The organism is Vibrio sp. 10N.261.51.A4 (assembly GCF_041471945.1).
GTDB lineage: Bacteria > Pseudomonadota > Gammaproteobacteria > Enterobacterales > Vibrionaceae > Vibrio > Vibrio crassostreae_C.
In genome coordinates, this window is sequence record NZ_JBFRPJ010000060.1 from 53910 (window position 1) to 65163 (window position 11254).

Below are 11254 nucleotides of genomic sequence, written 5' to 3' on the forward strand. Positions count from 1 at the left end.
AGTTTAGATTGGTAGAACAAAAAGACAGCTGGCTAGCTTGTGTTGAGTGGTTGTGTGAGCATTTTAATGTTCGCAGTCACCCTTCCAAAATAGTGTCTGGCCTACCTTTAAATGAAGGCAGGCTCAATGAATCCCTTTTTCCAAGAGCGATTGAGAAATCGGGGTTAACGCTGAGCCACGTTAAAAAAGAATTATTGAATCAATGTCAGTTCCCTGTTGTTGCTGTTGAGTCCGCGACAGGGTCTCCTCTTGTCGTAACCCAAAGCTCCGTTGGCGACTTTCAAGTATTGAATTGTGAATCCAACTTAAGCCAACAAATTCTCCTTAAAGACTTAGTCATTAAAGTGGATGCATTTGTTTGGCAAGTGGGTGCTCAAGCGCTTGATGACGCCCGTGTTCAGGCACATGAGCGCAATGACAGTAAATCCAACACCCGTTGGTTGTGGCGGGTGGTCAAAGAAGTGAAGCCTTGGTATCGCGATCTGTTTATCGCTTCGTTCTTGATCAACGTGCTTGCGCTAGTGGTTCCGTTATTTACCATGAATGTGTACGACCGTGTTGTGCCAAACCAAGCGTTTAACACGCTTTGGGTATTAGCAGCAGGCGTTGGTATCGTTGTTATTTTTGATTGGGTATTGAGAAGCTCACGAAGCTCTGTGACTGATATGGCTGGGCGCTATATTGATAACAAGTTGTCTTCTCAGCTGTTCTCGAAAGTCCTTGGTATGAAGCTCGAAAATCGACCTCAATCGGTAGGCGCATTTGCCAGACAGCTTCAAGACTTCGATAGCGTGAAAGATTTCTTCACTTCTATCTCGTTAGTCACTTTAGTCGATCTGCCATTCACTTTGTTATTCCTACTGCTTATCGGCTGGCTCGGTGGCGCAATGATGTTCATACCTGTCGCGATCATGCTTGTTTTGATTGTGCTGAGCATCGCGATGAAAGGCAAGGTCGAGAAAACATTCGATGAAACCGCACGTCTCTCGACACAAAGACAAGCCCAGCTGTTTGATTGCTTAACAACCCTTCCGGATATCAAGCAAAACAATGCTGAGGGTATTACCCAGAAGCGTTGGGAACAGACGATTTCGTCGCTCTCTCAATGGCAGACTCAATCTCGTCATTACTCCAATATCGTGACGCACTCTATTCAGTCCAGTCAGCAGATCGTTACCATCACTCTGATCATCTTCGGCGTGTATCAGATCTCTGAAGGCTTGCTGAGTATGGGTGGTTTGATAGCCGTTGTGATGTTGAGTGGGCGCGCTGCAAGTTCGGTGAACCAGCTTTCTCTTCTATTGCTGAGGTTCCAGCAAACACGTTCGGCCGTTGAAGGGCTGAATCAGATTATGGAGCTACCTCAGGAAGAGTCCAAACACCAAGTTATCGACAAAGGAGACTTTGATGGTGGGGTTAGGTTAGATGAAGTGACGTTTACTTATCCAGAGACTCAAAGCCCTGCATTAAAGGAGATTTCCCTAGAGATCAAACCGGGTGAGCGAGTTGGTCTTGTCGGTGCGGCAGGCGCGGGTAAAACAACTCTACTATCGATTGTTGCGCGCCAGTATTTGCCAACAACAGGACAAGCTTTCTATCAAGAAATCGATGGGCAATTATGGCCAACCAGCGTTCTGCGTAGTGGCATGGGTTGGGTAGGGCAAACCACTAATCTTATTTTTGGCAGTGTTTACGACAACGTTACGCTTGGTGCGACCAACGTTGATGAAGAAAAGCTAAGACAAGCTCTTCAACAGTCGGGTTTGAATGGTTACATGGGGCGCCTAAGCAATGGCCTTGAAACACCTGTCGGTGAGGGTGGTCGGTTACTTTCTGGTGGTCAGCGTCAAGCCGTTGCCATCGCGAGAGCTCTGTATCGTTGTCCAAAGTTGTTGATTATGGATGAGCCAACCAGTGCATTAGATAGTCAAGCTGAGATTCAATTCTTCAATGCGCTGCAAAGTATGCCGAGAGAAACCTCAATGCTAATCAGCTCCCATAAGTCTTCATTCTTGATGATGTGTGATCGAGTGATTGTATTGGATAAAGGTCAAATCGTGGCAGAAGGTGAACCTAAAGAAATTCTCTCTTTACAGAAGAAAAGTGTACCTAAAGGTACGAGCCGGTTTAAGACGGTATCTGTGGTGAAGGGAGGTCGTCATGAGTAATGATATTCAATGGACCAACAACCACTTAGCATTCCGCTCTCGAAAGCTGATTTGGTTGAGTGCTCTACTCATTGTATCAATTATCGGTTGGGCTACGTGGGCAACATTAGAAGAAGTCGTGATCGGTGAAGGTAAAGTCGTTCCAAGTCTTTCGGTGCAAACCATTCAGAGCTTAGAAGGTGGACTGGTTCAAGAGATCATGGTGCGACAAGGCCAATCTGTAGTGAAGGGGCAACCTCTAGCTAAGTTAGAAGACACACGTTTTAAGGCGGCGTTTTTAGAGTCGGCTCAACAAGCGGATACCTTGCTTGCTCAGCAATTAAGATTAAAGGCTGAGCTGTCGACGGTCGTTTTAAATAACGATGCGAAAGAGTGGTATGAGCGAGTGGTCTTGGTGCCTCAAGATATTGCGGTTGATGTATCAAGCCACCCTGCGTTAATGAATGCCAAGGCGAACTACCGAGAACGTTTAGGACAGTTGAAGTCTGAACTGGAAGAGGCGGCACTTCGTATCGAGCAACAAGACCAAGCTCGTGTCGATACGTTTAATAATATCCAGACTCTTGAAAGCAGCCTCGAGATTGTGATTCGTGAGCGCAACATGCTGAAAGACGTGGTAGCGAGCGGTGCTGTTGCGGAAGTTGAGCTACTTAAACTCAACCGTGATGTAGTCAAACTCAAAGGTGATATTGCTAGCTCAAAAGTAGCAGCGCAGAAGCAGATAGCTGCCTACTCAGAGTCGATAGCGGATCATCGAAGTATCGCTTTAGATTTTCGTACCAAAGTGCAAGGCCAGTTGAATGAAGTGGCGAGCAAGATAGCGCAGCTGAACGAAAGCCAGCAGGCGATTGCCGACCAACTCAAGCGTACCGAAATTGTTGCGCCCGTTGATGGCACAGTCAAAGAGATCTTTGTGCGTACCATTGGTGGTGTAGTTCGTCCCGGCGAGCCAATCATTGAGATCATCCCATCAAACAGTGACCTGATTGTTGAAGCGAGAATCTCTCCGCAAGATATCGCGTTTGTTCATAACGGGCTGGGTGCGACAGTTAAATTCACGGCCTATGATTTCGTCATTTATGGCGGACTTAAAGGCGAGGTGATTTACGTGAGTGCCGACGCCTTACAAACGGAAGACGGAAACGCCTATTATCGTGCCCATATTCAGTTAAACGAAGACCAGCAACAAAACTCTGCCTTTAGCATTATCCCAGGGATGCAAGTCGCGGTCGATATATTAACCGGAGAGAAAACAGTATTGAGTTATTGGTTAAAACCTATTTTACGAGCTAAGGAAAACTCACTTCGTGAACGATGAAGTGGGTTAAAGCATAAATATAAAAGGAAGTGTAATGCATTCAAAATTCTTACTCTCTTCTTGCTTGCTAATGAGTGGGCTGTCTCAAGCAGCTTCATTAGAAGAGTCCGTGGCCTTTGCCATCGACTATAGCCCAGAGATATTGGCGCAATACTCCCGATACCAATCGGTGGTCAGAGACGGAGACGCTGCGAGTGGTTTGTATATGCCACAAGTGAACTTGTACGCGGCAGCAGGCTATGAAGAGACACGCTACAACAGTGGCAGCAAACTCGATAGCGATGATAGAGGCCTAACGAGAACGGAAATTGGCGTTAAAGTATCCCAGTTACTATTCGATGGTTTTAAAACGACCTCGAATGTCGATCGACTGACGTTCGAAGCGGAAGCTGAGCGTCTAACTCTGATTTCGCGAGCTGAAAACGTATCGTTAGATGTGGTGAGAAATTACCTCGATATCCTAAAAGCAGAGACGCTACTTGAACTGTCTAAGCGTAATGTAAAAGAGCACCAAGAGATCTATCAAGATATCCAAGATAAAAAGAGCAAAGGCTTGAGTAGCAACTCGGATCTGGCTCAAATCTCCGCCCGTGTTGCGACGGCGCAATCTTCACTAATCGCTGCTCAAAACAACCTGTTTGATTTACAAACTCAGTACCTACGTTTAGTCGGCAAGCCTGCTGTGAACTTGGTTTATCCACGTTTTGATTATGCTTTGTTACCAAGTTCAGCACAGGTCGCGCTTGAACAGGCTGTCGAGAATCACCCTGAAATCCAAGCTTCTTTGCTTGATATTGATGCCGCTCGTAAAGAAATGCGCCGTGAGAAGGGGGATTACTACCCAGAGCTAAAACTTGAGCTTCATGCCAATAAGAATGACAACGTATCTAACCCGCCAGGCGGTGTCGATGAAGATGCACGTATCATGTTGACGATGGATTATGACCTGTTTAATGGCTTCTCTACCGACTCCAGGGTTGAATCGTCAGCTTGGCGAGTGGAAGAGGCAAGGGCGATCCGATTACGAACAGAGCGTGAGGTTCGAGAAGGTACACAACTGGCTTGGAACGCTTACAAAATGCTTGAGCAGCAAAAATCCTTACTTCAACAGAATGTTGATGCAGCGAAAATTGCAGAGCTTGGCTATATCCAGCAATTCAATGTTGGCAGACGAAGCCTTCTTGATGTACTGGATGCAAAAGTAGAAGTGTTTTTGGCTCGAAGAAACTTCATCAGCACTGAATATGATCAAACGTTAGCGGCTTATCGAGTGTTAAATGCGATGGGTATGTTGACGTATGCGTTGAGGATTGAACATCCAGAAGAGTGGCAAGGGGAGAATAAGTAATGAGATATTTTAAACTAGCGCTACTTAGCTCTATCTTGCTAATGGGATGTGCAGAAACGCCTGATACGACAATGACACGCCACCAAATTGATGACTTAGCGGATAATGACCGAGATGGTGTGATTAACCAGCGAGATCTATGTGCCGATACGCCAGAAGGTGTAACGGTAGACATTAAAGGGTGTGCTAATTGGAAAATTGTCGAAGATGTTGAAGTATTAAGTGTGGCATTTGATTTTGATAAGTATGACCTTAAACCTGATCATACCGCTGTATTAAATGAGTTGGTGCGTTTACTAGGAGAGCAGCCTGATGCTTCGGTTACCTTGGTCGGAGATACCAGTGCTGAAGGTACAAACGTTTATAACAAAGCATTGGCCAAGAAAAGAACTGGCGTGATTCGAGACGCATTGATTGATAGAGGCATCAATGGTGAGCGTATCTTCGAACAAGAGTTTACTCAGATAACCAGCTTAACTCAGCACCTTCACAAGCGTAAGCGCAGAACGATTGCGGTGATTAAGACAGAAAGCATGGAAGTGAATCCATCTTGGAACATCTTCACTTCAGAAATGCAGCTCGATAGTAATAGCGATGTTGAGTCTAAAACGTCGATTGATCCAGTAGGAGGCCAGTAATGAAATGTCTAGCTAATAAATCGGGCTTGCTGCTTGCTGCTGTACCTGCGTTGTTCTCTGTATCGACATTTGCGAATGATGCCAGTGACATTGGTTTGGTCGCGATTGAGCCGAATATGCAGGGGCTTGTAGAAGATCTGCTTAAGAGCCAAGAGATCGACTTAGAAATCTTGTTGAGTGACAGCGTCCCAGAACAGATGATCATGCAGCGCTCGCGTGTTGGTATCACTTCCAAAAAGTGGACTGACAAAGAGATGGCAAGGTTTGATATGCGTTACGGCTATAGGCCAACAGAGCTGATGTTTACCGCTGACGTGATTGCGATTCTAGCCAATGAAAATAACCCTGCGACATCAATCACCGTCGCTGAATTAATTGATGTGTTTGGTTGTTCTAACGATCCTAAACATCCAAAATGGTCAGCAAGTAGTGATATTCGTAACGGTGAAAGCCTAGATACTCATATGTTGCCCTTTGCCATTGATCACAACCTGAAAGGCCATACTGCCTTTTCAAGTTGGGTCGAATGTGGAACAGAAGGAGAATATGCCCATACTCAGTTCTTAGCGGATTTACCTGATCTGATTAATAAGATTGAAGACGAAGATGCCGCCATTGGTTACACCGTTTACTCAGATCAGATCTCTGATGTGAAATGGTTGAGCGTGGTTGATAACCTAGGTGTGAACTACGACCTAAACAAAGAAACGATCCTCTCTGGTCGTTACCCGTTAGCAACGGTTTATTACATGTACTTGAATATTCCAGTGCATCGCAAAGGCTTTACGGAACAAGAGGAGTTCTTTGTTGGGCTTACCTTGTCACAAGATCATCAAGTCGTTTTGAACCAATACGGCTTCATCAGCTTGCCGCCAGAAGCTATTCAACGTAACAAAGTCAGATTGTCGCTTGAAGAGCCTGCTATTGAAGGTGGCTACAAGTAATGGGTATGTCATGTTGTAACTGTTGTGGGAGAGTGATATTCTCTCTTTCGTAATGGTTCTCAACGTGACGGATTACGTTATTCGGTGATGAATTTATCTAGCGGGCATGTATGCCCGTTTTTTTTTGCCTAAAATTTGCGACTCGAGCAGTTGTTTGTCGTTTGGTCACGTATAATGGACACTTCATATAGCGCTAAATAAGCCCAGTCGATGAAAATCTTTCAAGTTCTAATCTTGCCTCTAATGCTGTCCCTCAATGCTATTTCATTTTCAGCGCAAGCAACCGAAAGCTGGTGGCTAAGAACAGTATTTAACAGCAGCCCAAGTCTGCCGAATTCTCAAAACTATATTAATGATATCGAGTTGATGGATTGTGGTGAGATCGAAGGTACTTTGTTGTGCAGTGACTTAACCCAATATTACGACCTGGATGTGTATGTTGAACTGGAGTTGGGGGACTCAAGTGTCGAAACGGTTCGCTTAAACCTGCCATATTCGGACCTAAGTTACACAAAGCTTCAGGCATACCTTCGCCAAGATGGCTTTGCTCTCAGTTCAATTCGTATTGGTGAAGATGAATTCGATGTTACAGCTCAACTCGAACAAGCTCGAAATGAAGGTGTTGGTTTCGATAAGGTGGATAAACAGCTGGTCGAATTCATCAACGCGCCTCACGGTTCAGCAGAGCAACTGAGTGTGTGGAATGTGCCTAGCTTATCTTCTTCTAGCCCTACTTCTCCTTGGATTCAGTTACAGAGTGATGGTGACAACTTAACGGTTGAACTTAATCGTTTTTAATTGCTCAAATTTATAGATAGTTTCGTTATTTATTAGGCTAAACAAGCCTTTCAGGAGAACGGCTCGCGGGCAGACAGCAAGTTATAATTCATTTAAGTGTTCGTTTTTCTGCGGCTCTCACATTTTTAATAAGCGTTTAGCTTTGCCATTTGTTATACGTTGAGCCTTCGGTAAAACGAGCTTAGGATACGTTCAGTATTGATAAAGGAGACAACCCATGGTTGCAAGAGTAACGATAGCGCCACAAGGCCCAGAACTTTCTGAGCTGGTGCAAGGATACTGGCGTACAGCAGAGTGGGGCATGACCCCGCAACAACGCCTGACTTTCCTGAAGCAACATATTGATCTTGGCATCACAACTGTTGATCACGCGGATATTTACGGTAACTACCAATGTGAAAAGTTGTTTGGTGAGGCGTTAGCGCTTGAACCAAGCCTTCGTGATGATATTCAAATCGTCACCAAGTGCGATATCAACCTATGTGGTGACCACACTCCAGATCGTAAGATCAATCACTATGACACCAGCGCGCAGCATATTTACCAATCAGTAAATAACTCATTAGAGCACTTAGGTGTTAACGATATCGATGTATTGTTGATTCACCGCCCTGACGTGTTAATGGATGCCGATGAAGTAGCAGAAGCGTTCGCAGAGCTACACAAAGTAGGTAAAGTTAAGCACTTCGGTGTTTCTAACTTTTCACCGCGTCAGTTCGAACTGCTTCAATCTCGACTCGGTAAGCCGTTAGTGACCAACCAAGTTGAAATCAACCCATTGAACTTCGAAGTGGCTCATGATGGCACGCTAGATCAACTGCAGATGAACCGCATTCGCCCGATGGCGTGGTCTTGTCTCGGTGGTGGTAGCATCTTCAGTGGTGATTCAGCGCAAGCGGTTCGCGTTCGTGATGAGCTAGAGGCGATTCGTCAAGAAGTCGGTGCAGACAGCATTGATCAAGTGATTTACGCTTGGGTTCGTCGTTTACCATCTAGTCCAATTGCAATTATTGGTTCTGGTAAGATTGAGCGTGTGAAGACGGCCGTTGATGCACTGAAAATCGAGCTGACGCGCGAACAGTGGTATCGCGTATGGGTGGCATCTAAAGGTCACGGTGTGCCATAGAAAGCAATTCGTATAGAAGTCAAAGCCAGCTAAGTAAGCTGGCTTTTTTGTGTTCGCCTAACATGTTTCTCCAAAACTGTGATTAAGGTGGAATAATTTTCAAAAACACTCATAATGCACTCTGTTTTTCACCAGTTGGATATTTCCATTGAGCACTTCAAAATTCTCTTCAATCGCCCTTAAACCAGAGCTTCTAAATACGTTAGATTCTCTTGGTTATACTGAAATGACGCCGATCCAAGCGTTAAGTCTTCCTACTATCCTAAATGGCAAGGACGTTATCGGTCAGGGTAAAACGGGTTCAGGTAAAACAGCTGCTTTCGGTTTAGGCGTGCTGCAGAACCTACGCGTTAAGCGTTTCCGTGTTCAGTCTTTAGTGTTATGTCCGACTCGTGAGCTTGCAGACCAAGTAGCAAAAGAGATTCGTACTCTTGCTCGTGGTATTCACAACATTAAAGTGCTGACACTATGTGGCGGTATGCCAATGGGCCCACAGATTGGTTCACTAGAGCATGGCGCACACATTCTTGTAGGCACACCTGGTCGTATTCTTGATCACCTAGAGAAAGGCCGCATTGACCTGTCTGAGCTGAACACACTTGTGTTAGATGAAGCGGATCGCATGCTAGAGATGGGTTTCCAAGACGCTTTGGATGCTGTGATTGAAGCGGCGCCAAAAGAACGCCAAACTCTGCTATTCAGTGCGACTTTCCCTAAACAGATCAAATCTGTTGCAGACCGCATTATGCGCAATCCAGAAATGGTGAAGGTTGAATCAACACACGATCACTCAAGCATCCAACAACACTTCTACAAGTTAGAAGGTTCTGAAGCTCGTGATGACGCTCTAGAGCTGCTGTTGTTGCATCACCAACCGGAGTCTGCGGTTGTGTTCTGTAACACTAAGAAAGAAGTGCAGAACGTAAACGATGAGCTAAGCCACCGCGGTTTCAGTGTTATCGAACTTCATGGTGACATGGAACAGCGTGAACGTGACCAAGCTTTGGTTCAGTTCTCAAACAAAACCATCTCGATTCTAGTGGCGACAGACGTTGCGGCTCGCGGTCTTGATGTTGATAACCTAGATGCTGTGTTCAACTTTGAATTGTCTCGCGACCCTGAAGTTCACGTACACCGTATTGGTCGTACTGGCCGTGCAGGAAGCAAAGGCGTAGCGATCAGCTTTTTTAGTGAAAAAGAGATGTACCGTGTTGCTCAAATTGATGAGTACATGGACATGCCAATCGAGCCATCTGAACTGCCAGCAAAACCAATTGCTAAGCCGTACTACTCAAACATGGTTACCATCCAAATTGATGGCGGTAAGAAAGCTAAGCTTCGTGCTGGTGATATTCTTGGCGCACTGACGGGCCAAGGCGGCATTGATGGTAAATCAGTAGGTAAGATCAATCTGTTTGCAATGCGTGCTTACGTAGCGGTAGAAAGATCTGTGGCTAAAAAAGCACTGAACAAAATCGAATCAGGTAAAATGAAGGGTCGTCAATTCCGCGCCCGAATCCTGAAGTAATTCGAGACTGAATCCCTTTGCTGCGATATGTCTAATTAACGACATTGCTAATTAATGGCATTGCAGTAAAGGGTGTTCCACAAAATGCCACTTAAGTTTCTTATCTTAGGTTTATCGACCTAGTCCTCTATACCAAAGCATTATTCATCGGGTCTTATCGAATAAAGATCGTTGATATGTTTTCCTTCGCTAAGATACCAAGTCATCGCTTCCTGTCGATTGTGAACCAATATCGTGATTGTGGTTATTGAACCATCATCAAAATAACAAAGCTCATATTCTAAATCGCTTGGATGATCAGGAATAGCGGCCATAGCTTCCCTCCCAAATATCAATCATTTTAAATACGTCAACCCAACTCATTTATAGGGTTCGTATCACGTCAAATGAGTAATAAAATCAAGTCACATCACTGCCATTAATTATTTTTAGTTTAATCATTTGCCTAAATAGCTAGATTAGCAAGTTTGGGTCTCAATTTATCTCAAAGTTCTTACGACCACTGTTTATTAAGACTACTTTTATAAGAGCTAGAATTAGCGTTATAAAAACTGGGCTAACCTTAAAGGGATGAGTTAATCGGTTTGTGGCTTTGTTGAATGTCGTGAGAGGGTAGAATGAGAAAGTGCCGGTGGTTAGTTTTAGTGATCTGTTTTCTATTTACTGGGTGCGGGACCAAGTTCGCCTATAACAATATAGGTTGGTTTGTCGTTAGCTATATAGAAGATTTTGTTTCCCTCTCAAATAGCCAAGAATCAGAGCTTGAAGAGCGATTAGATATATTACAGAAATGGCATAAAGAAACTCAGCTACCTCTGTACATCTCGCAATTAGAAGCGATTCAAAACGTAGATCGGTCGGATATGAATCCCGCTTTTATTGTGGGCCAAAGTGAACAAACGAAAGAGCATATTCGCACAATCGTCAATAAGTTCGCTCCAGATATTTACGCCTTGAGTATGCAGCTTAGCCCTAAGCAAGACAGGGAGTTTTTAAAGAACTTTCGTGAAAAGCAGCAAGACTATTATGAAGAAAGGTTGTCGTTGAACGATGACGATTCGAGAGAGCGATACCGAAACAGAATAGAAGAGCGTGCAGAACGGTGGTTAGGTTCAGTATCGAAAGAACAAAAACAGATTATTTTGGCTTGGTCTAAAGAGTGGGTAAATACCAATAGCAGTTGGCGACAATATCAAAACAACATCTATGAAGAGCTAACGACGCTGATGGCAAAGAAGAGCGACCTACATATTGCTCAGCCAATTATTATGAAGTTGCTTTTAAACAATGAAGCTTATTATCCTGCTGAACTTGAGCCGCAGCTTAACCAAAATATGGAAACATCAGCCAAGTTTTTAGTAGATATGGGGCTTTGTTGCGTAATTA

The 11254-nt window shown here is 44.5% G+C and carries 10 protein-coding genes; 9 read left to right on the forward strand and 1 reads right to left on the reverse strand.

Annotated features, from left to right (window positions below; translation table 11 throughout):
* The first annotated feature begins 8 nt into the window (after window positions 1-8).
* The 8 genes from AB4384_RS14095 to dbpA all read left to right on the forward strand — a co-directional run bounded on the left by AB4384_RS14095 (window position 9) and on the right by dbpA (window position 9868).
* Window positions 9-2168, forward strand: a complete 2160-nt coding sequence (locus AB4384_RS14095; RefSeq protein ID WP_372129696.1) for a type I secretion system permease/ATPase — start codon at window positions 9-11, stop codon at window positions 2166-2168.
* Window positions 2161-3486, forward strand: a complete 1326-nt coding sequence (locus AB4384_RS14100; RefSeq protein WP_017059471.1) for an HlyD family type I secretion periplasmic adaptor subunit — start codon at window positions 2161-2163, stop codon at window positions 3484-3486. The genes AB4384_RS14095 and AB4384_RS14100 overlap by 8 nt, the downstream gene beginning before the upstream one ends.
* 34 nt (window positions 3487-3520) lie before the next feature.
* Window positions 3521-4834, forward strand: coding sequence for a TolC family outer membrane protein (locus tag AB4384_RS14105; RefSeq protein WP_065584756.1), 1314 nt, complete (start codon window positions 3521-3523; stop codon window positions 4832-4834).
* A complete protein-coding gene (locus tag AB4384_RS14110; RefSeq protein ID WP_017059473.1) occupies window positions 4834-5472 on the forward strand; it encodes an OmpA family protein in 639 nt (212 codons plus the stop codon). Before AB4384_RS14105 ends, AB4384_RS14110 begins: the two co-directional genes overlap by 1 nt.
* Window positions 5472-6416, forward strand: coding sequence for a PstS family phosphate ABC transporter substrate-binding protein (locus tag AB4384_RS14115; protein ID WP_372129697.1), 945 nt, complete (start codon window positions 5472-5474; stop codon window positions 6414-6416). The genes AB4384_RS14110 and AB4384_RS14115 overlap by 1 nt, the downstream gene beginning before the upstream one ends.
* Window positions 6417-6626: 210 nt before the next feature.
* Complete coding sequence (locus AB4384_RS14120) at window positions 6627-7214, forward strand: hypothetical protein (RefSeq protein ID WP_372129698.1); 588 nt, start codon at window positions 6627-6629, stop codon at window positions 7212-7214.
* 217 nt (window positions 7215-7431) lie between these two features.
* The gene (locus AB4384_RS14125) at window positions 7432-8340 is read left to right on the forward strand and encodes an aldo/keto reductase family oxidoreductase (RefSeq protein WP_017064347.1); all 909 of its coding nucleotides are present in this window, start codon (window positions 7432-7434) and stop codon (window positions 8338-8340) included.
* 148 nt (window positions 8341-8488) lie between these two features.
* Window positions 8489-9868 (forward strand): ATP-dependent RNA helicase DbpA, encoded by a 1380-nt coding sequence (gene dbpA / locus AB4384_RS14130; RefSeq protein WP_017064348.1) that lies wholly within the window; start codon window positions 8489-8491, stop codon window positions 9866-9868.
* A gap of 140 nt (window positions 9869-10008) precedes the next feature.
* Here the strand turns inward: dbpA and AB4384_RS14135 are convergent, their stop codons facing one another.
* Window positions 10009-10182 (reverse strand): hypothetical protein, encoded by a 174-nt coding sequence (locus AB4384_RS14135; protein WP_017064349.1) that lies wholly within the window; start codon window positions 10180-10182, stop codon window positions 10009-10011.
* Between the two features lie 303 nt (window positions 10183-10485).
* Here AB4384_RS14135 and AB4384_RS14140 point away from each other — a divergent pair.
* Window positions 10486-11254: DUF6279 family lipoprotein (locus tag AB4384_RS14140; protein ID WP_372129699.1), on the forward strand; the 769-nt coding region annotated here is incomplete at its 3' end.